The 23240-nt window shown below is 64.6% G+C and carries 17 protein-coding genes and 1 pseudogene; 9 read left to right on the top strand and 9 right to left on the bottom strand.

What is annotated here, in order from left to right; all coding sequences use genetic code 11:
- Positions 1 to 185: 185 nt before the first annotated feature.
- The 5 genes and pseudogenes from MJ956_RS00985 (at position 186) to MJ956_RS01005 (ending at position 6203) form a co-directional block, all read left to right on the top strand.
- Positions 186 to 1405: pseudogene (locus MJ956_RS00985) on the top strand (ABC transporter substrate-binding protein).
- A gap of 128 nt (positions 1406 to 1533) precedes the next feature.
- Positions 1534 to 2532, top strand: coding sequence for a carbohydrate ABC transporter permease (locus tag MJ956_RS00990; protein WP_423724767.1), 999 nt, complete (start codon positions 1534 to 1536; stop codon positions 2530 to 2532).
- A 1-nt stretch (position 2533) separates the two neighbouring features.
- Positions 2534 to 3361, top strand: a complete 828-nt coding sequence (locus MJ956_RS00995) for a carbohydrate ABC transporter permease (RefSeq protein WP_253962616.1) — start codon at positions 2534 to 2536, stop codon at positions 3359 to 3361.
- Between the two features lie 12 nt (positions 3362 to 3373).
- The gene (gene bglA / locus MJ956_RS01000) at positions 3374 to 5056 is read left to right on the top strand and encodes a beta-galactosidase BglA (protein ID WP_423724769.1); all 1683 of its coding nucleotides are present in this window, start codon (positions 3374 to 3376) and stop codon (positions 5054 to 5056) included.
- 34 nt (positions 5057 to 5090) lie between these two features.
- Entirely contained in the window at positions 5091 to 6203 is a 1113-nt protein-coding gene (locus MJ956_RS01005; protein WP_253962617.1) for an ABC transporter ATP-binding protein, read from the top strand.
- A gap of 50 nt (positions 6204 to 6253) precedes the next feature.
- On the opposite strand, the gene edd is transcribed toward MJ956_RS01005, so the two are convergent.
- The 9 genes from edd to MJ956_RS01050 all read right to left on the bottom strand — a co-directional run bounded on the left by edd (position 6254) and on the right by MJ956_RS01050 (position 18372).
- The gene (edd, locus tag MJ956_RS01010; RefSeq protein WP_253962618.1) at positions 6254 to 8071 is read right to left on the bottom strand and encodes a phosphogluconate dehydratase; all 1818 of its coding nucleotides are present in this window, start codon (positions 8069 to 8071) and stop codon (positions 6254 to 6256) included.
- A gap of 27 nt (positions 8072 to 8098) precedes the next feature.
- Complete coding sequence (gene pgl, locus MJ956_RS01015; protein ID WP_253962619.1) at positions 8099 to 8815, bottom strand: 6-phosphogluconolactonase; 717 nt, start codon at positions 8813 to 8815, stop codon at positions 8099 to 8101.
- Complete coding sequence (gene zwf, locus MJ956_RS01020; protein ID WP_253962620.1) at positions 8815 to 10293, bottom strand: glucose-6-phosphate dehydrogenase; 1479 nt, start codon at positions 10291 to 10293, stop codon at positions 8815 to 8817. Before zwf ends, pgl begins: the two co-directional genes overlap by 1 nt.
- 117 nt (positions 10294 to 10410) lie before the next feature.
- Entirely contained in the window at positions 10411 to 13005 is a 2595-nt protein-coding gene (locus MJ956_RS01025; RefSeq protein ID WP_253962621.1) for an HWE histidine kinase domain-containing protein, read from the bottom strand.
- Positions 13002 to 13805: a biliverdin-producing heme oxygenase gene (locus MJ956_RS01030; protein WP_253962622.1), complete on the bottom strand. Its 804-nt coding sequence runs from the start codon at positions 13803 to 13805 to the stop codon at positions 13002 to 13004. The genes MJ956_RS01025 and MJ956_RS01030 overlap by 4 nt, the downstream gene beginning before the upstream one ends.
- 134 nt (positions 13806 to 13939) lie before the next feature.
- Positions 13940 to 14806, bottom strand: coding sequence for an RNA polymerase factor sigma-32 (locus tag MJ956_RS01035; protein WP_253962623.1), 867 nt, complete (start codon positions 14804 to 14806; stop codon positions 13940 to 13942).
- A gap of 405 nt (positions 14807 to 15211) precedes the next feature.
- Positions 15212 to 15853 carry a CarD family transcriptional regulator gene (locus MJ956_RS01040; protein WP_253962624.1) on the bottom strand — a complete coding sequence of 214 codons (642 nt, stop codon included), beginning with the start codon at positions 15851 to 15853 and terminating at the stop codon, positions 15212 to 15214.
- A gap of 462 nt (positions 15854 to 16315) precedes the next feature.
- Positions 16316 to 17074 (bottom strand): Crp/Fnr family transcriptional regulator, encoded by a 759-nt coding sequence (locus tag MJ956_RS01045; protein ID WP_253962625.1) that lies wholly within the window; start codon positions 17072 to 17074, stop codon positions 16316 to 16318.
- Between the two features lie 128 nt (positions 17075 to 17202).
- Positions 17203 to 18372 (bottom strand): M20 aminoacylase family protein, encoded by a 1170-nt coding sequence (locus MJ956_RS01050; RefSeq protein ID WP_253962626.1) that lies wholly within the window; start codon positions 18370 to 18372, stop codon positions 17203 to 17205.
- A 164-nt stretch (positions 18373 to 18536) separates the two neighbouring features.
- Between MJ956_RS01050 and MJ956_RS01055 the strand changes: the two genes are divergently transcribed.
- The 4 genes from MJ956_RS01055 (at position 18537) to MJ956_RS01070 (ending at position 23240) form a co-directional block, all read left to right on the top strand.
- Positions 18537 to 20042, top strand: coding sequence for a D-alanyl-D-alanine carboxypeptidase family protein (locus MJ956_RS01055; protein WP_253962627.1), 1506 nt, complete (start codon positions 18537 to 18539; stop codon positions 20040 to 20042).
- Positions 20042 to 21217 carry a CobW family GTP-binding protein gene (locus tag MJ956_RS01060; protein WP_253962628.1) on the top strand — a complete coding sequence of 392 codons (1176 nt, stop codon included), beginning with the start codon at positions 20042 to 20044 and terminating at the stop codon, positions 21215 to 21217. Before MJ956_RS01055 ends, MJ956_RS01060 begins: the two co-directional genes overlap by 1 nt.
- 56 nt (positions 21218 to 21273) lie before the next feature.
- The gene (locus MJ956_RS01065) at positions 21274 to 21825 is read left to right on the top strand and encodes a DUF924 family protein (protein WP_253962629.1); all 552 of its coding nucleotides are present in this window, start codon (positions 21274 to 21276) and stop codon (positions 21823 to 21825) included.
- A 131-nt stretch (positions 21826 to 21956) separates the two neighbouring features.
- On the top strand, positions 21957 to 23240 hold the full coding sequence (locus MJ956_RS01070; RefSeq protein WP_253962630.1) for a GNAT family N-acetyltransferase: 1284 nt from the start codon (positions 21957 to 21959) through the stop codon (positions 23238 to 23240).

Raw genomic sequence — 23240 nt, forward strand, 5'->3', positions numbered from 1 at the left:
CGAATTTGATCCATCCTCGAGTCCGATCGCGACCTCGGTCGTTGGTGTTTCGCCCCACGATGGCGACTCTTGCGTTTCCCTTCGGTCGAGCTAGCTTCGAAAGAAGGGCATCCGTCGCGGGGAGTGGCCGGATGCAGGGCATGGACGATCGGCGCGCCCGATCGGGACACCAGGGAGGATTTCTCATGACGCTTTCGCGGCTGGTTCTGGCATTCGCCGCCTCGACCCTTTTCACCGGCGGCGCGTTCGCCGCCGAGTTGTCACTGGTCTCCGGTTCCGTTGGCAAGGACATCGAGGAATTGCGGGGGCAGCTCGACGCGTTCGAGAAGGAATCCGGCCATACGGTGAAGATCGTCGAGATGCCGGCGTCGACCACCGATCAGTTCGGCCAGTACCGGCTGTGGCTGTCCGCCGGCAACGCCGATGTCGACGTCTACCGGACCGACGTGATCTGGGCACCGCAGCTCGCCGGCGGCCTCGTCGACCTGACCGAGGCGGCCAAGGATATCGTCGGCCAGCATTTTCCCTCGATGATCGAGTCGCAGACGGTCGACGGAAAGCTCGTCGCCCTGCCGATGTATACCGACGCTCCGGCGCTCTATTACCGCACGGACCTTCTGGAAAAATACGGCAAGGAGCCGCCGACGACATGGTCGGAGCTGGAGGCCATCGCCAAGGAAATCCAGGACAAGGAGCGCGAGGCCGGCAACAGCCAGATGAACGGTTTCGTCTTCCAGGGCGCGCCCTATGAGGGGCTGACCTGCGATGGCCTGGAATGGGTGGCGAGCCACGGTGGCGGCCAGATCGTCTCGCCCGACGGCGAGATCACCATCAACAATCCAAAGGCCGCGGCCGCGCTCGAAAAGGCCAAGGGTTGGGTCGGAACAATCGCCCCAGACGGCGTCCTTGCCTACAAGGAGGAAGAGTCGCGCGGCGTCTGGCAGACCGGCAATGCCGTGTTCATGCGTAACTGGCCCTACGCCTACGCGCTGTCGAACGGCGACGATTCCGCCGTCGCCGGCAAGTTCGACGTGGTGCCGCTTCCGGCCGGCGAAGGCGGTTCGTCGGCCGCATGCCTCGGCGGCTGGAATCTGGCGGTCTCGAAATACTCGCAAAACCAGGAGGCGGCGATCGATCTCGTCAAGTTCCTGAGCTCGGAAAAGGCGCAGAAGCAGCGCGCCGTCAACCAGTCGCGGCTGCCGACGATCCCGTCGCTCTACGACGACCCGGAGATCGCAGAGAAGCAACCGATCGTCGCCGAATGGAAAGAGGCCAGTACAACGAGGTCTCGAAGGAGTTCTGGACGGCCGTCAACGAGACGCTGTCCGGCCGTGGCTCGGCCGCCGACAATCTCGATCAGCTCGAAAAACGTCTGCGTCGCCTGAAACGCAGCGCCTGGGAGTGAAAATCAGCCGACATCGATCGGCTAACAGCAGCGGCGGGAAGCCGTGGAGGCATGCCGCCGCTGGCTGAAGGACACGGGGGTAACGGCTTCGCGGCCAGCCGGTGGAACAGGTCGATGGGAGGACGAAGATGGCCAATGTTTCGCTGGGCGTGCCGCCGACGGACAAGGCGATCGCGGCCGAGGAGCAGGGGGCGGCCGGCCGTTCCGATCTCTCCCGCCAACGGCTGAAATCGGCCTGGCTGTTCCTGACTCCCATGCTCGTCGTGCTGGCGCTGGTCGCCGGCTGGCCGCTGCTCCAGACGATCTGGTTCTCCTTCACCAACGCCAGCCTCGACAATGTGGCAGGCGCCGAGTTCGTCGGCTTCCGGAACTATTGGGAATATGTCGATTACGGCGACGGGGAGGGCGAATATTTCGGCCTCCTGTTCGACCCGCAATGGTGGAACTCGGTCTGGAACACCGTCTACTATTCGGTGATATCGGTCTCCATCGAGACCGTTCTGGGCCTTGCCTTCGCCCTCGTTCTCAACGCCGAATTCAAGGGGCGCGCCCTTGTGCGCGCGGCGGTCCTGATCCCCTGGGCGATCCCGACCATCGTTTCGGCGAAGATGTGGGCCTGGATGATGAACGACCAGTTCGGCATCCTCAACGACATGCTGATGGCGATCGGCGTCCTGTCCGCCCCGGTCGCATGGACCGCGACGCCCGAAACGGCGATGTGGGCGGTGATCATCGTCGATGTGTGGAAGACGACACCGTTCATGGCGCTCTTGATCCTCGCGGGCCTCCAGATGGTGCCGGGCGACATCTACGAGGCGGCGAAGATCGACGGCATCCACCCGGTCAAGGTGTTCTGGAAGGTGACGCTGCCGCTGATCCGGCCCGCCATCCTCGTCGCCGTCATCTTCCGCGCGCTGGACGCCTTGCGCGTCTTCGACCTCATCTATGTGCTGACACCGAACAACACCGACACCAAGACGATGTCGGTCTTCGCTCAGGAAAACCTCTTCCAGTTCGACAAGTTCGCCTACGGATCGGCGGCCTCGACGCTTCTGTTCCTGGTCATCGCCTTCATCACGCTGTTCTACATCAAGGTCGCAAGGCTCGAACTCGGGAGAGGGCGCTGACATGCCGGTTGTGATCAAGCGCACGGCCTTCTACGCCCTCGTCGTCGCCATCGTGCTGTTTTCGATCTTCCCGTTCTATTACGCGATCCTGACCAGCTTCAAATCGGGTACGGCGCTGTTCCGGGTGAACTATTTCCCGACGGATTTCTCGCTGGTGAATTATCGCGGCATCTTCGCCAGCGGCGAATTTCCGACCAACATCCTCAACTCGGTCATCGTCGCCTCGGTCGTCGTGGCGATCTCGCTGTTTCTGGCCGTGACCGCCGCCTACGCGCTGTCGCGGATCAATTTCAGAGGCCGCGGCCTGTTGCTGCTCACCATCCTTGCCGTGTCGATGTTTCCGCAGATCGCGGTGCTCGCCGGGCTGTTCGAGATGGTCCGCGTCGCCGGCCTCTACAACACGCTGTTCTCGCTGATCTTCGCCTACATGATCTTCACGCTGCCGTTCACGGTCTGGGTGCTGACCACCTTCATGCGGGATCTGCCGGTCGAGATCGAGGAGGCGGCGATCGTCGACGGCGCCTCGCCCTTCACCATCGTCGTCAAGGTGTTCCTGCCGCTGATGTGGCCGGCGCTGGTGACCACGGGCCTGCTCGCCTTCATCGCGGCGTGGAACGAGTTCCTGTTCGCGCTGACCTTCGTGTCGAACAACGACACGCGCACCGTGCCGGTGGCGATCGCGCTCCTGTCGGGCGCATCCGAGCAGGAAATCCCCTGGGGCACGATCATGGCGGCCTCCGTCGTGGTCACGGTGCCGCTGATCGTCCTGGTGTTGATCTTCCAGCGCAAGATCATTTCCGGCCTGACCGCCGGCGGCGTGAAAGGTTAGGGCGCGAGTAGGATGAGCGAAGACGCTGTCATGACCACCGACCGGCCGAGTGCCCCGCCGCAAGCCGCCACGGCGGATCGCGACTGGTGGCGCGGCGCGGTGCTCTACCAGATCTATCCGCGCTCGTTCCAGGATTCCGACGGCGACGGCATCGGCGACCTTCCCGGCATCACCCGGCGGCTCGCCTATGTGGCATCGCTCGGCGTCGACGGCATCTGGCTGTCGCCCTTCATGACCTCGCCGATGAAGGATTTCGGCTACGACATCTCGGACTATCGCGACGTCGATCCGCTGTTTGGAACGCTCGATGATTTCGACGCGCTCGTTGCCGAAGCCCACTGGCTGGGTCTGAAGGTGGTCATCGACCAGGTGCTGTCGCACTCCTCCGACCGCCATCCGTGGTTCGTCGAAAGCCGCCAAAGCCGCGACAATCCGAAGGCGGATTGGTATGTCTGGGCCGATCCCAAGCCCGACGGAACGCCGCCGACCAACTGGCTGTCGGTGTTCGGCGGTTCGTCCTGGGAATGGGACTCCAAGCGCCGGCAATACTACCTGCACAATTTCCTCGCGTCGCAGCCCGATCTCAATTTCCACAATCCGGACGTGCGGGCAGCGCTGCTCGCGGACGTGCGCTACTGGCTCGATCGCGGCGTCGACGGGTTTCGGCTGGATACGGCGAATTTCTATTTCCACGACCGGGAGTTGCGGGACAATCCGCCGCTCGAGGCCGCGCTCCAGTCCGTGGTGATGGCCTCGCGCAACCAGCCCTACAACTGGCAGGCACATATCCACGACAAGAACCGGCCGGAGAACCTCATATTTCTGAAGGAGTTCCGGGCGTTGCTCGACGAATATCCGGCCGCGACCTCGGTCGGAGAGGTCGGCGAACGCATTCACGGCGCGGAGCTGATGGGTGAATACACCGCCGGCGGCGACAAGCTGCACATGTGCTACGCCTTCGACTTCCTGTCGGGACGCATGCCGGCGGTCGCCGATCTGACCGGCACCTTGCGGCGTTTCGAGGCGACGGCGAGCGACGGCTGGGCCTGCTGGGCGTTTTCCAATCACGATGTTGAACGTCACGCCACGCGCTGGGCCGAGAACCATGAGGATGCCGACAAGGTTCTGCGGCTGGCGGCCGGCGTGTTGTTGACGCTGCGCGGTTCGGTCTGTCTCTACCAGGGCGAGGAACTGGGGCTGGTCGAGGCCGACATCGCCTATGAGGATCTGGTCGATCCCTACGGCATCAATTTCTGGCCGGAAGTGAAGGGGCGCGACGGCTGCCGCACGCCGATGGTCTGGGAGGCGGACATCGCCAATGCCGGTTTTTCGACCGGCAAGCCCTGGCTTCCCGTGGCTGCCGAGCACAAGGAGCGCGCCGTTGACCGGATGGAGGCGGAGCCGGACTCGCTGCTCCACTTCTACCGGGCGTTCCTGCGCTTTCGGCGTGCCCATCCGGCGTTCGCCAAGGGAAGGATGACATTTCTGCCGTCGCCGCCCGCGGTTCTTGCCTTCACGCGCGAGCACGACGGCGCGCGGCTCGTCTGCGCGTTCAATTTCGACGCCGGCGCGACGCATTTCGATCTGCCGGGGGGCAGCGTTCCGACAGCGCTGCCCGGACATGGATATTCAGGTTCGGCCAACGGGGCGCAAATTCGCCTCGACGGCTTCGACGGCTTTATCGGCGGGCTGTGAGGCAAGCGCGCGCGGCTGGAAGGGAGACAGGACCATGGCGAACGTCAGGCTGACCGGCATCAGAAAGGCCTACGGGCAGGTGCAGGTGCTGCACGGTATCGATCTCGATATCGAGCCGGGCGAGTTCATCGTCTTCGTCGGTCCCTCGGGCTGCGGCAAGTCCACGCTGCTGCGGGTGATCGCGGGTCTGGAGGACATCACCGGCGGCACGCTGGAAATCGACGGCGAGGTGGTCAACGGTCGGACGCCGAAGGAGCGGGGCATCGCGATGGTGTTCCAGTCCTACGCGCTCTATCCGCACATGAATGTCTACGACAACATGGCGTTCGGGCTGAAGCTGGAGAAAAACAACTCCAAGGACGAAGTCGACAGGCGGGTCCGCGAGGCGGCGCAAATCCTGCAGATCGAGTCTTATCTCGACCGGTTGCCCAAGGCGCTTTCCGGCGGCCAGCGCCAGCGGGTCGCTATCGGGCGGGCGATCACGCGTAACCCGAAGGTCTTCCTTTTCGACGAGCCGCTGTCGAACCTCGACGCCGCGCTGCGCGTCCAGACCCGGATCGAGATCGCCCGGCTGCACGAGCGCATGGCCGGCACGACGATGATTTACGTCACCCACGATCAGGTCGAGGCGATGACCCTCGCCGACAAGATCGTCGTGCTCAACAAGGGCAATGTCGAGCAGGTCGGTTCGCCGATGGAGCTTTACAACCGGCCGGACACCCTCTTCGTCGCCCGCTTCCTCGGTTCGCCCTCGATGAACATCCTGCCGGCCGTGATCGAGGAGACGGGACAGCAGACCCGCGTGCTGCCGACGGGCGGACGCTCGATCACCTTGCCGATCGCCTCGCCGGCGGATGCGAAGGGCAGCGCGGGCCATCTCGGCATCCGGCCGGAAAACCTCGTCCTGTCCGACAGTCCGGACGCGCCGTTCAGCGGTGAGGTGATGCTGACGGAGTCGCTTGGCGAAGTCACGCTGGTCTATGTCGACATCGGCCGCACCGACGAGCCCTTCGTCGTCAAACTGCCGGGGGAAGTGACGATCGCGCGGGGAACGACGGTCTCGCTGACGGCCGAGCCCGAGGCGATGCGCCTGTTCGGCGAAGACGGCAAGGCGATGAGAACGGCGCCGCAGCGCGTCGCCGCCTGACGGTCCCTCCTCACACGGGACACCGCCGAAAGCGGCGATCCCTGTTCGCGTCAGAAGACGCTGGCGCCGTTGTCGGCGGTGCCGACGGCCGCCCGAAAGGCCCCGAACAACTCGCGTCCCAACCCGTATTCGTTATCGGTCAGATCCGGCTGGGCCGGCTCGCGTGAATCGAATTCCGCCGCGTCGACCAAGATTTCAAGCGTGCCGTTCTCGCCGTCGAGCCGGATCATGTCGCCTTCCCGGATTCGGGCGATAGCACCGCCGGCCTTGGCTTCGGGCGTGACATGTATCGCCGCCGGCACCTTGCCCGAGGCGCCCGACATCCGCCCGTCCGTCACCAGCGCGACCTTGTGGCCGCGATCCAGCAGCACACCGAGAAGCGGCGTCAGCTTGTGCAGTTCCGGCATGCCGTTGGCCTGCGGTCCCTGGAAGCGGACCACCGCGACGAAATCCTGATTGAGCTCTCCGGAGTCGAAGGCCGCCTTCAGATCGTTCTGGTCGTGGAAGATCTTGGCCGGCGCCTCGACGAGGCGGCGCTCCGGCTTGACCGCCGAAACCTTGATCACTGCCTTGCCCATGTTGCCATTCAGCATGCGGAGCCCGCCATTCGACGAAAACGGCTGGTCGGGCGTGGTCAGCACCTTCGGGTCGCCGCTTTCCTTGGTTGCCGGCACGCGGGTCACCGATTGCCCGTCGTCGGCGAGCCGGGCCTCGACGGCATAGGCGCCGAGGCCCTGACCCCAAGCGGTGCGGACGTCCTCGTGCAGGAGGCCGCAATCGAAGAGCTCCCGGATCAGGAAACCCATGCCGCCGGCGGCCTGGAAGTGATTCACGTCGGCAAGGCCGTTCGGGTAGACCCGCGCCAGCAGCGGCGTGATGTCCGACAGGTCGGAAATGTCCTGCCAGGTCAGCTTGATCCCGGCCGCCGCGGCCATCGCGACGAGATGCATGGTGTGGTTGGTCGAGCCGCCGGTGGCGTGCAGTCCGACAACGCCGTTGACCACGGCGCGTTCGTCGACGACCAGCCCGGCCGGCGTGTATTCGTTGCCGAGCGCGGTGATGGCGAGCGCGCGCTTCGTCGCTTCCCTGGTCAGGGCGTCGCGCAGCGGCGTGTTCGGGTTGACGAAGGAGGAGCCCGGCGTGTGCAGGCCCATGATCTCCATCAGCATCTGGTTGGAGTTCGCGGTGCCGTAGAAGGTGCAGGTGCCGGGGCCGTGGTAGGATTGCGATTCGGCCTCGAGCAGTTCGTCGCGGCCGACCTTGCCTTCCGCGTAGAGCTGACGGATGCGGGCCTTTTCGTCGTTCGCAAGCCCGGAGGTCATCGGCCCGGCCGGGACGAAGATCGCCGGCAGATGGCCGAAGGTCAGCGCCGCGATGGTCAGGCCCGGCACGATCTTGTCGCAGACGCCGAGATAGACGGCCGCGTCGAACATGTCGTGGGAAAGCCCCACCGCCGCGGCCATGGCGATCACGTCGCGCGAGAACAGCGACAGCTCCATGCCGCCCTGTCCCTGGGTGACGCCGTCGCACATCGCCGGCACGCCAGAGGCGACCTGCGCGGTGGCGCCCATTTCGCGCGCGGCCTCGCGGATGAGTTCGGGAAAACGCTCGAACGGCTGGTGGGCCGAGAGCATGTCGTTATAGGCGGTGACGATCCCGAGATTGGGCGTCTGGCCGCCGGACAGCCGTTCCTTGTCCACCGGGCCGCAGGCGGCGAAGCCGTGGGCGAGATTGCCGCAAGACAGTGTCGAGCGTTTCGGCCCCTCGGCCCCCTTGGCGGTGATGCGCGCAACGTAAGCGTCGCGGGTCGGCGCGGAGCGCTCGCGGATGCGGTCGGTGATGGCTTCGATGCGAGGATCTGCGGTCATGGTATCGACCTTCTTGGCAAGAGGAAGTCAGGGCGCCCAGAATACGTTCAGCGGCTCGGTCCGCGGCGCCCGCAGCACCGCTCGAACCGGGAGGTCCGTTGTCGCGCCGTCCTTGAGTGCCGTCTCATAGACGGCCAACTTCTCCTCACCTTCGATATGGAGAGCGAGGAGGTGCGCGTCGACCAGCAGCGGCAGCGTCAGGGTCACGCGCGGTTCGCCGGCCCCCGGCGCGCGGATGGCGACGACCGGTGCGTCCGTCGCCATGTCGATCGCCTTCGCCAGATTGTCGGCGTCCGGGAAGAACGAGGCGGTATGGCCGTCGGCGCCCATGCCGAGGATCGCCGCATCGAAGGGACGGGCCAGCCGCTGGAACCGCTCGCCGAGGTCGGTCAGCGCGTCTTCCGGCGTCGGCGCGTCCATGTAGAGCGGCAGGAAGCGGGCCTCCGCCGCGCCGTTTTTGAGCAAATGCCGGCGCAGCATGGCCGCGTTCGACCGCTCGCTGGTTTCCGGAACCCAGCGTTCGTCGACCAGCGTGACGCGGACATTGCGCCAATCGATCTCGGCCTCGGCCAGCCGCTCGAAGAAGCGCTTCGGCGTCGAGCCGCCGGAGACCGCCAGGGTCGCCGAACCGCGGGTGGCGATCGCCCCGGCGAGCACGGCGGCAACGCCGGTGGCCAGTGCTTCGGCGAGTGCCTCGCGCGTTTGATAGCGATGGAGGACGGGAGCAGGCGTTATCGCATCCATCAATCGGGCTCGTGCCAGGTGCGGCCGTCGCGCTCGATCAGCGCGACGCCGGAGGACGGCCCCCATGTGCCGGCGGTGTAGCCCTGCGGCTTCATGCCCTTCTCCTCCCAAGCCTCCAGGATCGGATCGATCCAATTCCACGCGGCCTCGACCTCGTCGCGCCGCATGAACAGCGTCTGGTTGCCGCGGATGACATCCATCAGGAGGCGCTCATAGGCGTCCGGATTGCGGACCCGGAACGATTCGGCAAAGCTCATGTCGAGCGGCACGTGACGGAGCCGCATGCCACCGGGACCGGGGTCCTTGATCATCAGCCACTGCTTGACGCCCTCATTCGGCTGCAGGCGCATCACCAGTTGGTTCTGGACGATATTGCCGGCGGCTCCGGCGAAGATCGAATGCGGGATCGGCCGGAAGGTGACGACGATCTCCGACATGCGTTCGGACAGCCGCTTGCCGGTGCGCAAATAGAACGGCACACCCGCCCAGCGCCAGTTGTTGATCTCGGCCTTGATGGCGACGAAGGTCTCGGTGGTGCTTTCGCCATTGCCGAGATCGTCGAGATAGCTCTTGACCGCGCTTCCGTCAGACGCGCCGGCCTTGTACTGTCCCCGGACCGTGCGGCTTTCGACATTCAAGGCGTCGATCGGGCGCAGCGCGCGCAGCACTTTCAGCTTTTCGTCGCGCAGCGCATCGGCGTCGAGAGCCGCCGGCGGCTCGAGCGCGACAAGGCACATCAACTGGACGATGTGGTTCTGCACCATGTCCCGCAAAGCGCCCGATTTGTCGTAATAGCCGGCCCGGCCTTCCAGGCCGACGGACTCGGCGACGGTGATCTGCACGTGGTCGATATGCGCCGAATTCCAGATCGGCTCGTAAAGCGCGTTGGCGAAGCGCAGCACCATCAGGTTCTGCACGGTCTCCTTGCCGAGATAGTGGTCGATGCGGAAGACCTGCTCCTCGGTGAAGTGATCGGCGATGATGCGGTTGAGTTCGCAGGCCGATTTCAGATCGCGGCCGACCGGTTTTTCGACGACGAGCCGCATATTCGCACTCGACAGGCCCCTTTCGCCGATCTTCCTGGCGAAATCGGCGAACAGCGAAGGCCCGACGGCCAGATAGAACGCCCGGACGCAGTCCTCTCCCGCCTCGTCGAGAAGGGCGCGCAATTCGTCCCAGCCTTCTTCCGCCCGCGCGTCGACCTTGCGGTAGTGGAGCCGCGACAGGAAACGGTCGATCGAGGACTGATGCATGTCGGCCGCATCGACATGCTTCTCGATGGCTCGGCGGGCGAAGGCGCGGTAATCCTCGTCGGAGATCTCGCTGCGGGACGCACCGATGATGCGTGAGGCGTCGGGTATCTGGCCATCATGGTCGCGATGGTACAGCGCCGGCAGCAACTTGCGTTCCGCAAGGTCGCCATTGCCGCCGAAGACGACGTAGTCGAATGGCTCGACGGGTATGATCTGGCTGGACATTTCTTGTCTTTCTGTCGCGGCGGGCCGACATCGGCCGCGCCGGCGATCTGCTTAGTCTAATCGATTGAATTTTTCCATACCCCGGAGTAATTCAATCCCCTCCTTATCGTAAGACGTTTATCGCTCGCCCTTGCGACGCGCCGCGGCCCGGGCGATCGCTTCCACCACCTCATGTCCTGCGAATGGCTTGCGGATAGCCTCGACCTCGGGAGGGTTGTCTTCGGGCAAATTCAGTCTCTCACCGTAACCGGTGACGAAGACGAAGGGGACGTTCTTCCGGTTGAGCGGTCCAATCAGGGAAAAGCTGGTTTCGGTACCGAGATTGACGTCGAGGAGCGCCACGTCGAAGGGTTCACTCTCGATGATCTGGCGGGCCTCGGCAAGATTGGCGGCCGTGAAGACCCTTTCCATGCCGTTGTCGAGCAGCAATTGCTCAGTGTCGAGCGCGATGATGACGCTGTCCTCGACGATGAGACCCCTGAGACCCGTCAATGTCACGGGATCGTTCGTCGCGGCGGTGTCGACGGGCTGCATCTGTGCATTGGGGCGCTTCTGATCGCCGCTGTCCAGATAGAAGGCCGACGCCGGCAACAGGAAGCGCGCGATCAGACCTGACTTTGGATAATTCACCTCTGCCTCGCCGCCGAGGTCATGGGGAATCGCGCGTTCGATGATGGTCGATCCGAAGCCGCGGCGTGAGGGCGGGGTGACCGGCGGCCCATCGCTCTCCTGCCAACTTATATCGCACGAGCCGTCCGCTGCGATCGTCCAGTCGACGTGTATGACACCCTTCGTATCGGCAAGTGCGCCGTATTTCGCCGAATTGGTGACCATTTCGTGGAACACCAGCGCCAGGGTGGAAAAGGCATTCGCCTCGATGAAGACATCCGGTCCGTCGAGATGAACGCCGCCGGCGTTCCGCCCGACATAGGCCTGTAACTCGGTCCGGATGATGTCGCCCAGGCTTTGGGCGACATAGGTCTGGCGGGTGATCTGGTCGTGCGCTCGCGCCAGCGCCTGGATACGTCCACCGAGGATGCCGCCGAATTCGTCGACCGAACTGGCACCCGCCTGGCTTTGCCCGACCAGGGCGCGGATCAGGCTGAGAATGTTGCGAACCCGGTGGTTGAGTTCGGCGATGACGAATTCCTGATGCTGGGCGGCAAGATCGCGGGTGCGCTCGTTTTCTTCGTTGAAGTGCAACAGCACTTCCAGAAGCGAAACCCGCAACGCCTCGGCCCTCTTCATCTCGGCTTCGGTCCAGCCGTAACTCCTGCCGACCACCGTCTCCTTCCAGACCTCGAAGCTCTCGCGTGGCGTCAGCCTTGGCCCGTTCGGCCCCGTGACAGTCTGCTTCTTGGTGGGATCGCCGGCCCAGCTGACGGTCTGGACGATCTCCTTGCGGAAGAACATGAGGTAATCCCGCGGTATGCGGGAAAGCGGGATCGCCAGCATGCCGGCTGCCCGATCGTGGAAAGCGGCTGCGTCCGGATAGGCCTCGCTCAGCCTGTCGCTCGCATAGACCTTGCTAGCGGAGGCACGGTTGAGAAACCGGGCGAGTTGCGCGATCTCCTGCTGGTTCGGACACTGACCGAAGGTTCTGGCCTCGTCGTCCGTCCAAGCCGCGAACCCGTCGCAGGCGATGAAGTCGCGCAACTCGTCGGCATGGTCGGCGAGCGCCGCGACCGATGGCGTCGTCGCGACGAGTTTGCCGATGTAGCGATCGTGCAGGTCGCGCGCCGTCTCGTCGGCCGCACGACGTTCCTTGTGAATCCGTCCCTCGATGACGAAGGAGGCCATCTGGCCAAAGAGTTCGATGGCGCTTCGCAACTCCATCGGCAAATGCCGTGCCGCGTAGTGATGCAGCGCGAACAGGCCCCAGAGCTTGCCGTCGATCACGATCGAAATCGACATCGAAGCCGAAACACCCATGTTCTTGAGGTACTCGACATGGATGGGCGAAACCGCCCGCAGCAGCGAGAGCGAGAGATCCAGCGGTTTGCCGTCGGGGCTCAGCGCGGGCATGATCGGGACCGGTTCGGCATCGACATTGGCGATGATCCGGATCTGGTTGCGGATGTACAGAGCGCGCGCCTGCTGCGGAATATCGCTCGCCGGATAATTGAGGCCGAGAAAGGTTTCGTAGCCGCCGCGCACGGATTCGGCGATGACGGCACCGGCTCCGTCGCCATGAAACCGATAGAGCATGACCCGGTCGAATCCGGTCACGGCTCGCAATTGCCGCACGCATTCGCGATAGAGCGTTTCCAGATCGGGCGCTTTCTGGATGCGTAATATCATCGCTTTGACGAGAGCGCCGGAATCGGCCGAGCGTCGCGCGGAGGCCGGCTCCATCTCCAGGACGGTCGAATCGCCGGACAGGTGGATGGCGATGTCGAAATACTGGCCGTTCTCAAACACATCGATCGCGAAGAGCCGCTCCGAACCGTCATTGTTCGACAGCACCTGCAGGCGCCCGCGGACGGCGTGCACGGTCGATGTCGGCAAGATGGTGGCGATCGGTGAGCCGAGAAGCTCGTCCGCCGATTTGCCGACGAAATCGCCGATATTGGCCGATACGTGCCGGATCAACCAGTCGGAGGTGACCGCGATCAGAAAACCGAATTCCTGAATGCGACCCAGCAGATGAATGGGCTCACGATCGCAGTTCGACAGATCGACCTGAAACGGAACTGCGGCGTCGATGCTCAAGATGCGACGATCCCTTGCCTGGATGCGGACGGTAAGACAGCGATGGCAGTCTCGAAAAGCGTGAAAGCGGCGCTCGCCGCAGCCAGCGCGCGGGCGCGATGGCGCGTGCTGACTATGGTCGCCGACAGGTCGACCATCTGTTCCCGGAAGCCGTCGGCGATCGCTGCCGCCTCCAGATAAGCCGTGGAGATATCCGGCCATTCCCGCGCGAGATCGCGTGCCATAAAATCGCGATGGATGAAGCGGGCTCCCAGCCTCGATCCGTCAAGGACATAGGCGATGCCCGCCGCCTCCGGCAGGCCGATCTGGCGGAGCGGATAGGCAATCGCTTCGAGCGGGGACAGCGCCATCCGACGCATGTCCACATCCAATTCCCGGAGCAGGTCCTTTCGTCGGTTCGCGCCCGCGACGGCAGCAAAGGCACGGTGATCGGCGAGGAGCGGTTCGAGCACCGCGTGACACCGATGATTCATCTGGATGAAACAGTGGTAGAGATCCGGGCGGTCGGTTTCGGTCATTCCGTCGAAAAAGCGATCCAGCCGCGCATGTTGCTGCGAGGGTCCCATCCGCAGTATTTGCCGCAACGAGCGGATCGTGGGCTGTTCATTGGAGGGCGGATCGAGCGAACCTGCAAGTGCGTGATTGGTCATGTCTGTTCGGAAGCGTTCAGGGCTGTTGCAATCGTCCTTGCGGACAAGGCGAGTCCGAGTCCTCCTCGGTAATGCGGGAAATCGGCAAGCATGAACAACGTCCGGGTTCGGCAAAATCAGGTTGTGGCTATGGTTGGACCGTAGCGACACCCTTTTCCGTCACCACTGCATCGGGCGAGATTCCAATCCGCGTGGCCGCGGAATCTCAGGGCCATGCTCCGCGATCCGCCGGCCGTCATGCGGCAGCCGATCAGCCACGATTGGGCGCCATCGGGCGGCCTGGCTCAGCTCACATAGGCGGCCCGGTCCGCATTCGTCTCGAGCAACGCAGCCCTGAGCTTCTCCAGGGCTCGTGTCTCGATTTGCCGCACACGTTCCTTGGAGATCCCCAGCTTGAGACCCAGCGCTTCCAGCGTGGCGCCGTCATCCTGGAGGCGGCGTTCGCGGATGATCTTCAGCTCACGGTCGGACAACACGTCCAGAGCGCTGTGCAGCCAGGTGACGCGGCGCTCGTCGTCAATCGAATCGGAGACCATTTCATCGGGCAGGGGGTCGTTGGAGACCAGGAAGTCCTGACGATCGGCGCTGCCGGATTCATCCTCCATCAGCGGCGCGTTGAGCGAGGAATCCGGTCCGGAAAGACGGGAATCCATAAGGGCCACGTCGCCCTCCGATACCTTCAAGGCCGTTGCGATCTCGCGGTACATGGCCACTCCGGTCAGGCTCTCCGAACCCTGGCTCAAGCGTGCGCGCAACCGGCGAAGATTGAAGAAGAGCGCCTTTTGCGCCGACGAGGTGCCGCCGCGGACAATCGACCAGTTGCGCAAAATGTAGTCCTGGATGGAGGCGCGAATCCACCAGGTGGCGTAGGTGGAAAACCGGACCTCGCGTTCCGGCTCGAAACGCGCGGCCGCCTCCAGGAGGCCGACATGGCCTTCCTGGATGAGGTCGCTCATGGCGAGTCCGAAATGACGGAATTTCGAGGCCATCGAGATGACCAGGCGCATATGGGCGGAGGTGATCTTGTGAAGCGCTTCCTGATCGCGCTGCTCTTTCCAGCGCACGGCGAGTTCGTACTCTTCCTCCCGCTGGAGGTAGGGCGCGGACATGGCGGCGCGGATCAGGGAGCGGCCAGCGGATTGGGACTTCATGGTTTACCCTCCAGTCAAGCTTTCGAGGCCCTTGAGCCTTTCGCGCGAAACTGTTCGGAATCCGCGCCTGGTGTGAGCAAAACGCGCACTCCCCGCAAACGTTCCCGGAAGGGAAAACTTTTTATGGGAACGTAGAGGGGAAAAGGGTGAGGGCAAGCTCGGGCGCGATCCGAAATCGCGGCTAGCCTTAACCCATCATGCGCAATCAGCCCGCCGCTGACAAGCCGTCATCGCGAATATCCCCCGTTGATGAGCACCGGGTCCTCGCAGCAGCTTGTCGAAGCGCCGCCAGGCCGGAACGACAAAGGCCGGCCCACTGATGGAGTGGCCGGCCTCTATGGATGTCGGGCTGAAGCTTCACGGCGCAACCGTCGGCGCGCCGGGATCACATGGATGGAGCGCCTGTCAGGCGGCCTTCACCTGCTCGGTCTCGCTGGTGTCGGCCGCCGGCGTGGCCGCGGTGGCCTCGCCATTGGCGTCGGAATCGTCATCGCTCGCTTCGGCTTCGGCTTCCGCCTTGCTGAGGCGCTTCGGACCCTTGTTGAGATTGGTCTCGATCAGGCGAACCGCTTCGGTCTCGGAGACTTCGTTGACCGCGGCGAGTTCGCGCGCCATCCGGCCGAGCGCGGCCTCGTAGAGCTGGCGCTCGGAATAGGACTGCTCCGGCTGGCTCTCCGCCCGGTAAAGATCGCGAACCACCTCGGCGATCTGGATCAAATCGCCGGAATTGATCTTCGCGTCGTATTCCTGGGCACGACGACTCCACATGGTCTTTTTGACGCGCGCGCGTCCCTGCACGACCTTTAATGAACGCTCGACGAAATCAGTTTCGGAGAGTTTGCGCATGCCGACAGATTCGGCCTTGGCGACCGGCACCTTCAGCCGCATCTTGTCCTTCTCGAAGTCGATGACGAACAGTTCGAGCTTCATGCCCGCGACTTCCTGTTCCTCGATCGCCACGATCTGGCCAACACCGTGGGCTGGATAGACGATGCTTTCGCCGGTCTTGAAACCCTGACGGCTCGATGTCTTCTTTTGACTGCTCATACGCTTTTTATAACTCCCTGTTGTGCCGGGCCGCGACAGCCGCTAGACACAGGTGACGACGCTGGCGCCGCCGATTTGCACGGGTCCTTCGGAAACCGATCGGACCGCAGTCGTTGGGCCAAGCCGTTCGCACCCTCGAGATTGCCGCGCGAAACAGACAGTCCTGCGCAGCAGTGATGTTTCAGAGGATGAGGGAAACGACCTTTCGGAAAGACCCACGGGCCAGAAGGCGTGGCCTCGCGGCCACAACGCCCGACTGTTTTTCCACGTTATACCATTCCGGCGAAAAATTCAAGGTTTTTGGGCGTTTGAGCGTTCTTCGTGCAATGCAGCATATCCGGCTCGTTTGATTCATGATGAATCGGCGCGGCCGGGTCGTGGCCAGGGGTGCCGACGCGCCGATGAACCGGCCGAACCAGCGGGGCGTGGCTCGTCACCCAGGCAACGGATCGCGCGCCGCGGTCAGTGGGCCGTCGGCGGGCTCGCCTTCATGTCGACATCGGCGCGAAAGTGAAGATAGTCGGAATCGAACTCGCCGATCCGCGCCAGAGCCGGCCAGTTCTTGATCGCCATTCGCGAGCGGTCCCGATCGAGCAGCCCCTCCAGCTTGAACTCCTGCAGCACGCGATTGACCGTGACGACAGTCAGGCCGAGGGCGTCGGCCAGTTCGTGCTGGGTGAGCGGCAGGCAATAGACGTGATCGGGTGCAAGGCCCACGGAACGCAAGCGCATCGCCAGTTCGCATAGCAGATGCGCCGTGCGGCTCTTGCCGGACAGGCGTCCGAGCCCGACGATCCACTCGCGGAAGATCGCCCCGTCGATCAGCGTCTCGAGCCACAAGGCTGCCGCCACGTTCGGGCGGGCCAAGCATAACGACCAGATGGCCTCATGCGAAACGAAGCCGATTTTCGACCGCGTCGTCGCCGCGAAGCTGTGGTCCATGACGTTGATGTGCAGGCTGTGGAGGTCGGGAATGTCGCCCGGTACATGAAAGGCGATGATCTGCCGCTTGCCTTCGAAAGTGTGGCGATAGCGATGGGTGAAGCCGTCGATCAGAATGCAGCATTGTGTGACGCGCTGACCTTCGCTGACGATATCGGTCCCCGCCCCGACCTCCCTGATGGCGATCGGCAGCCGCGACAGCGCCTCCCGATCGTCGTTGTCCAGTTTGGCCACAAGGTCGAGGCGCCGAATCAGTGCTTTTTGTGCCTCATTCGCCAATGTCGATTCTCCCCGCCTCGAACTCGGAAACATCCAAACCGGGCCCGAAGCGCCTGCGGTCAGCGGCGCCATGGTTAGCACGGGCGGTGCGGCACTGGGTCACCAAGATATTAGCCATGACGAAAGTTTCACAGCCGGGCGAGCGCCCGTTCGGCCAGGCGCTGCCAGTAGCTCGCGCCAAAGGCGATCGCCGCGTCGGCAAAATCATAGGCGGGGTTATGAAGGCTCGCGCTGTCGCCATTGCCGATGAAGACGTACGCCCCCGGCTTTTCCTCCAGCATGTAGGAAAAGTCCTCGCCCGCCATCATCGGATCGACCTTGGCATCGACATTGTCCGCGCCGACGATCTCGCGGGCAATTTCGGCGCAGAAATCCGCTTCCGCCGGATCGTTGACCGTGATCGGATAGTTGCGGTCATAGGCGATCGCGGCGGTCGCCCCATGCGCGGCGCAAATGCCGCGCGCGATCTCATGGATGCGCTGCTCGGCGAGATCTCGCAGATGCTTGTCGAGCGCGCGCACGGTGCCGGAAACGACCGCCGTGTCCGGGATGATGTTATGGGCAAAGCCGGCGTGAAACTGGGTCACCGAAACGACCATCGATTGCAACGGATCGGCATTGCGGGCGGCGATCGTCTGAAGCGCCTGCACGAGCGCCGCGCCGATGAGAATGGGGTCGATCGTGCGATGGGGGAGGGCCGCATGACCGCCGCGACCCTCGATGGTCACGGCGAATTCGTCGGTCGACGCCATCGTGGCGCCATGCCGCATGCCGAACCGGCCGACCGGCATGCCCGGCAGGTTGTGCATGCCGTAGATCTTGGCGATCGGGAACCGCCGGAAGAGACCGTCGTCGAGCATCGCCTTGCCGCCGGCTCCGCCTTCCTCGGCGGGCTGGAAGATCACCGCCACCGTGCCGGTGAAGCCGCGCGTCTCGCAAAGGCTGCGGGTTGCGCCCAGAAGCATCGCCATGTGGCCGTCGTGACCGCAGGCATGCATGGCCCCCGGGGTCCGGGAAGCGTATTCGAGACCGGTTTCCTCCGCGATCGGCAACGCGTCCATGTCGGCTCTCAGCCCGATCATCGGGCCGCCGGCGCCGCCGCGTCCATGCACCAGACCAATGACACCGGTCTTGCCGATGCCGGTCACGACCTCGTCGCAGCCGAACGCACGCAGCTTCTCGGCCACGAAGGCGGCCGTTTCGAACACGTCGTAGAGGATCTCCGGGCGGGCGTGGAGATGCTGGCGCCATCCCGCGATCTCGGGCTGCGTTTCGGCAATTCGGTTGTTGACAGGCATCGATGCTTTCCGGTTTCCCTGATGCAGGCTAGAACCCTGGCGCATTCATCGGGGGCGGCGTGTCACACGCCATGCTTGCGTCACAGCTTGGAGCTAACGCCCCCTACGATCGTTCAGATTCAGCAAAGCGCGCAGACTGACTGCAATCAATGAAGGAATCCAGCGTGAAGACGCTCGCCTCCCGTCATTTTCGATTTTTCACCGCGACCTGCCTCGCCGTGGCGTTGCTTGGCGCGATGCCGATCGCGGGACGCGATTCGCCCGCGATGGCCGCGGAAGATGCCGCGCGGCCGATGGCATCGATCGTCGTCGACGTCGAGACCGGTAAGGTGCTGTCGCAGGATCGCGCGAGCGAGCGTCGCTACCCGGCTTCGACGACCAAGCTGATGACCGCCTATCTCGCGTTGAAAGCCCTTCGCGACGAGCGCGCGGCGCTGGATACGCCGGTGGTCATGACCCGTCGCGCCGCCGCCGAGCCGCCCAGCAAGATGGGCTTCCAGCCGGGTTCGGTCATGCGGCTCGACAGCGCCCTGCGCATGATGCTCGTCAAGTCGGCGAACGATGTCGCGTATGCCATCGGCCAGACGATCGGCGGAGGCTCGATGGACGATTTCGTCGCCATGATGAACGACACCGCGCGGCGGCTCGGGATGCTGGACACCCGGTTCATCAATGCCAACGGCCTGCCCGGTGACGGACAATATTCCAGTGCCAAGGATCTCGCCATTCTCGGGGTTGCCATCCGGCGTGAGTTTCCGGCCTTTTCGGATTTCTTCAACACCGAGGCGATCTCCAACGGCAAGAGGGTCATGAACAACGGCAACAAGTTGCTCGGCCGCTTCGACGGGGCCGACGGCATGAAGACCGGCTACATCTGCGCCTCCGGGTTCAATCTGGTGTCCTCGGCGACGCGCGAGGGGCGCACGCTGGTCGCCGTGGTCATCGGCGCCAACGGCACCATCGAGCGCGAACGCAACTCGGCCGAGATCCTGGAGGCCGGGTTCAAGGCCGATCTCGCGAAAATCGACACCACGGTCGACGAGTTGCCGACTGCGACCGGCGAACCGCTCGACGTCAGCGGCTATATCTGTTCGTCCGAGGGCCGCACGGCCCGCGCCAACGAGCGCGTCGAGGAAAAAGAGCGTGAGGAGACCTACGGCTCCCCCTATCTTCACGAGATGGATCGCTCGCCCGTCGTACTTCAGGTCGGTCTGGGGGGAGCGGCCGGCAACGACATTGCCGAGCCGGGCATTTCCCTGATCTCGGCCTATGGCATCCCGCTGCCGACACCACGGCCCGAGCGGCCGCAGGAGACGGCCATGACGCCGCCGCTGACGGTGGATGACCTCATACCACCAGCGATCCCCGCCGAAGCAGACGCCACCGATGTCGGCGGCGAGGACGTGGACTATGGCGGGGAAGGCGACGCGGCGCGGAAAGCCGTCGCCGAGTCCGCCGCAATGGTCGGGAATGCCAGGCTCGGCGATCCGGCGGCATCCGACCTGCGTTCGTCAAAGGCGAAGACGGATGGCCTGAGCGGGAAGACGTCGCGACTCGACATATACCGCGAGGGCGGCGAAGCGCCGCGTGAGGATGGCAACGGCGCTCTCGCCCTTCAGCCGACAAGTCCGGTGCCGTTTCCGACGCCGCCACCGCCGGCCGCGAACTGATGGCCTCCGCGGATGCTTCCTCGAGCGGGCAGACGCCGCGGCCGATCCGACTGACCATCCTCACCGGGTTTCTCGGGTCCGGCAAGACGACGTTGCTCAACCGCCTGTTGCGTGAGCCGGGGGTGACCAATACCGCGGTCGTCGTCAACGAGTTCGGCGAGGCCGGCATCGACCAGCTCCTCGTCGAGACGGCGTCGAGCGACGGGGTCATCGAGCTGTCGGATGGCTGCCTGTGCTGCAGCGTGCGCGGCGAACTCGTCGAGACCCTCGTCACGCTGGCGACACGCCCGCGTCCCAGCGGCGATTCGGGGCTGGAGCGGGTGATCATCGAAACCACCGGTCTCGCCGATCCGGTTCCCATCCTCGCCTCGCTGATGACCCATCCGGGACTTTTGGAAACCTACGCGCTCGACGGAGTCGTCGCCGTGGTCGACCGGCTGGCCGGCGTCCAAAATCTCGCCGAGCGGGAAGAGGCACAACGGCAGGTGGCGGTGGCCGACCGGATCGTCATCAGCAAGGCCGATCTTGCGTTGGGAACCGGAGCCGAGCCTCCGGACGCGGCCATCGCCGCGCTGAATTCGCGTGCGCCGGTCATCGACGCGGGCGACGGGCGCCCGCTGGCGTCGCGTCTACTCAATTGCGGCGTCTATGATCCGGTTTCCGGCACCGCCGACCCGTACCGGTGGCTGGGCCTGGAATCCGGCGCCGACACGCGCACTTCGGGAGCCCGCGATCATGCTCAGGGCGCCGACGATGCCGCCCTCCCACATCATCATGATCATGCGCACGCGCACCACGGCGCGGTGCGCTCGTTCTCGCTGGTGTGCCTGGAACCAGTGGCCTGGGACGCCATCGACGGCTTTCTCGATCTTCTGCGCTCGACGAAGGGCCAGCGCATCCTGCGCATGAAAGCGCTCGTCCATACGCGCGAATACCCCGAGCGGCCGGTCGTGCTGCACGGCGTGCAGGGTTATCTGCACCCGCCCGCGCAGCTGCCCGCGTGGCCGGCCGGCGCGCGCCGGGAAACCCGGATCGTCCTGATCGGCGAAGCGCTTCCCGAGACCTATGTTCGCGATCTCTTCGCGGCCTTCACCGGCGGGGTCCGGGCCGACGCGCCCGACCGGACCGCGCTCGAAACCAACCCGCTGGCGGTGCCGGGCCATCGCTTCGGCTGAGCGGACCGCGTGCCGTCGGCATTCCCGGCCGCCTTGCCCGCCCGATGGAGTCCTCCATGAGCACCGTCTCGATCGATCCCCAGACCATCGTCGATTTCTGGCGTGAGGCCGGCCCGAAGCGATGGTTCGGTAAGGACGCCGAATTCGACGAAACCATCCTGCGGCGCTTCGGCGATATCTACGAGCAGGCGGCTCGCGGCGAACTCGAGGCGTGGCGGAGCGAGCCTACAGGGGCGCTGGCGCTGGTGCTCCTCCTCGATCAATTCCCCCGCAACATGTTCCGAAACACGCCGAAAGCCTTCGCGACGGATGCGCAGGCGCTGGACATCGCCCGGGAGGCGCTCGCCCGCGGCGACCATCGAACGGTCGGTGAGGACGTGAACCAGTTTCTCGCCATGCCGATGATGCATTCGGAGAGGCTGGCCGATCAGGACGCGTGCGTCGCGTGGATGGGTGAGATCGGCGACGCGGACAACGTTGCCTTCGCTAAGGAGCATCGCGACATCATCGCGCGGTTCCAACGCTTCCCCCACCGCAATGCCATTCTTGGCAGGCGGTCGAGCGAGGCGGAGCGGCAATTTCTCGCCGATGGCGGCTTCGCGGGGTGAATCTCGCGGCCCGACCTTGGCCGGCGACTGAATCTTAAGGCTATGGCGCTAATCCTTGCAGGAGAGCCGACCATCCTTCGTGCGCAAGATGCGCGAATCGCGGCGAATGACTGCATGTGGATCATCGAATCATGGCAGCCAAACCTCTTGTTGACGAGTTGTTCGTCCCGCCTTTGGCCGCTTCCGAGATTGCGCTGGCCGGCGGGAAGGATCTCGTCCACGCCCCGGAGCACGACATCACCGTTTCGAGCGGCGATACTGTGCGCCATTTCTCGATCTATGCCCCGATGGCCGCGTTCGGGCTGGTCGAGGAGCTGTCGCATCTGTCGCGCCGGGCGATCGAGCCGAACGTCTTTTTCGATCCGCAGTTCCTCGTGCCGGCCATGCCGCGGCTCGACGAACGCAAGGTTCGGCTCATGGTGGTTCGCGACCAGGCCGGGTCGCGCAGCCGGTTGCGGCTCTTGATGCCGTTTTCGGTGGAACGGGCGGCCGCCGTCGGCGGCCCCGCGACGATCCGCGCCTGGACCCATCCGTTCGGTCCGCTGGGCACGCTCCCCGTCGATGGCGACGATCCGGCCGACACGCTCGCGAGCTTTCTCGAAACCATCGCAAGGCCTGAATTCGCCCTGCCCGACGTCCTCGTGCTGCCGGATGTCCGCCTCGATGGATCGATGGCAAGGACCCTTCTGGCCGTGGCGAAGGAGCGCGGCTTGCCGGTCACCTGCGTCAACGGCATCACGCGCGCGGCGCTGCTGAAGGAGACGGACGGCGGGCCTCGGAAACTGCCGGCTCTTTCGGGCCATCGCCGGCGCGAACTCGCCCGCCAGCGCCGTCTGCTGGAAGCCACCGGTCCGGTCAGCTTCGACGTCGCCCGCGCCAAGGAGGATGTGCAACTGGCGCTGGAGGATTTTTTCGTTCTCGAGGCCAGCGGCTGGAAGGGCCGGCAGCGCAGCGCCCTGATTACCGACCGCTATCGCGCGGCTTTCGCCCGCGAAGCGGTCAATGCGCTCGCCGCCGACGGGCGGGTGCGCGTCTTCACGCTCAAGGTGGGCGCGCGGACCGTGGCCAGTCTTGTCGCCTTTGTCGATCGCGGCGAAGCCTACGCCTGGAAGAGCGCTTATGACGAAGCCTTCGCCGCCGCCTCGCCTGGGCAGCAAGTCGTCGCCGAAGCGACCCGCGCCTTGCTGGCGGATCCGGTCGTCAAGCGCGCCGATTCCTGCGCCATGCCGGACCATTTCGTGATGAACCGGTTCTGGTCCGATCGGATCGAGATCGCGACCATCGTTCTCGGCCTGAATCCGAATAGCGCGCGGCGTGTCGAAGCGGCCGCGAAAGGGCTCTCGTCGATGCGCCGCTCGCGCAATTTCGCTCGCCTGATGCGCGAGCGGTTACGGGCCATGCTCTGGCTCGGATAG

Origin of the sequence: Aurantimonas marianensis (assembly GCF_024195285.1) — a bacterium.
GTDB lineage: Bacteria > Pseudomonadota > Alphaproteobacteria > Rhizobiales > Rhizobiaceae > Aurantimonas > Aurantimonas marianensis.

Bases quoted from the DNA above. Each gene is read 5' to 3' on its own strand.
- MJ956_RS00990 (WP_423724767.1), top strand. From the start codon at position 1,534: ATGGCCAATGTTTCGCTGGGCGTGCCGCCGACGGACAAGGCGATCGCG.
- MJ956_RS00995 (WP_253962616.1), top strand. From the start codon at position 2,534: ATGCCGGTTGTGATCAAGCGCACGGCCTTCTACGCCCTCGTCGTCGCC.
- bglA (WP_423724769.1), top strand. From the start codon at position 3,374: ATGAGCGAAGACGCTGTCATGACCACCGACCGGCCGAGTGCCCCGCCG.
- MJ956_RS01005 (WP_253962617.1), top strand. From the start codon at position 5,091: ATGGCGAACGTCAGGCTGACCGGCATCAGAAAGGCCTACGGGCAGGTG.
- edd (WP_253962618.1), bottom strand. From the start codon at position 8,071: ATGACCGCAGATCCTCGCATCGAAGCCATCACCGACCGCATCCGCGAG.
- pgl (WP_253962619.1), bottom strand. From the start codon at position 8,815: ATGGATGCGATAACGCCTGCTCCCGTCCTCCATCGCTATCAAACGCGC.
- zwf (WP_253962620.1), bottom strand. From the start codon at position 10,293: ATGTCCAGCCAGATCATACCCGTCGAGCCATTCGACTACGTCGTCTTC.
- MJ956_RS01035 (WP_253962623.1), bottom strand. From the start codon at position 14,806: ATGAAGTCCCAATCCGCTGGCCGCTCCCTGATCCGCGCCGCCATGTCC.
- MJ956_RS01040 (WP_253962624.1), bottom strand. From the start codon at position 15,853: ATGAGCAGTCAAAAGAAGACATCGAGCCGTCAGGGTTTCAAGACCGGC.
- MJ956_RS01050 (WP_253962626.1), bottom strand. From the start codon at position 18,372: ATGCCTGTCAACAACCGAATTGCCGAAACGCAGCCCGAGATCGCGGGA.
- MJ956_RS01060 (WP_253962628.1), top strand. From the start codon at position 20,042: ATGGCCTCCGCGGATGCTTCCTCGAGCGGGCAGACGCCGCGGCCGATC.
- MJ956_RS01065 (WP_253962629.1), top strand. From the start codon at position 21,274: ATGAGCACCGTCTCGATCGATCCCCAGACCATCGTCGATTTCTGGCGT.
- MJ956_RS01070 (WP_253962630.1), top strand. From the start codon at position 21,957: ATGGCAGCCAAACCTCTTGTTGACGAGTTGTTCGTCCCGCCTTTGGCC.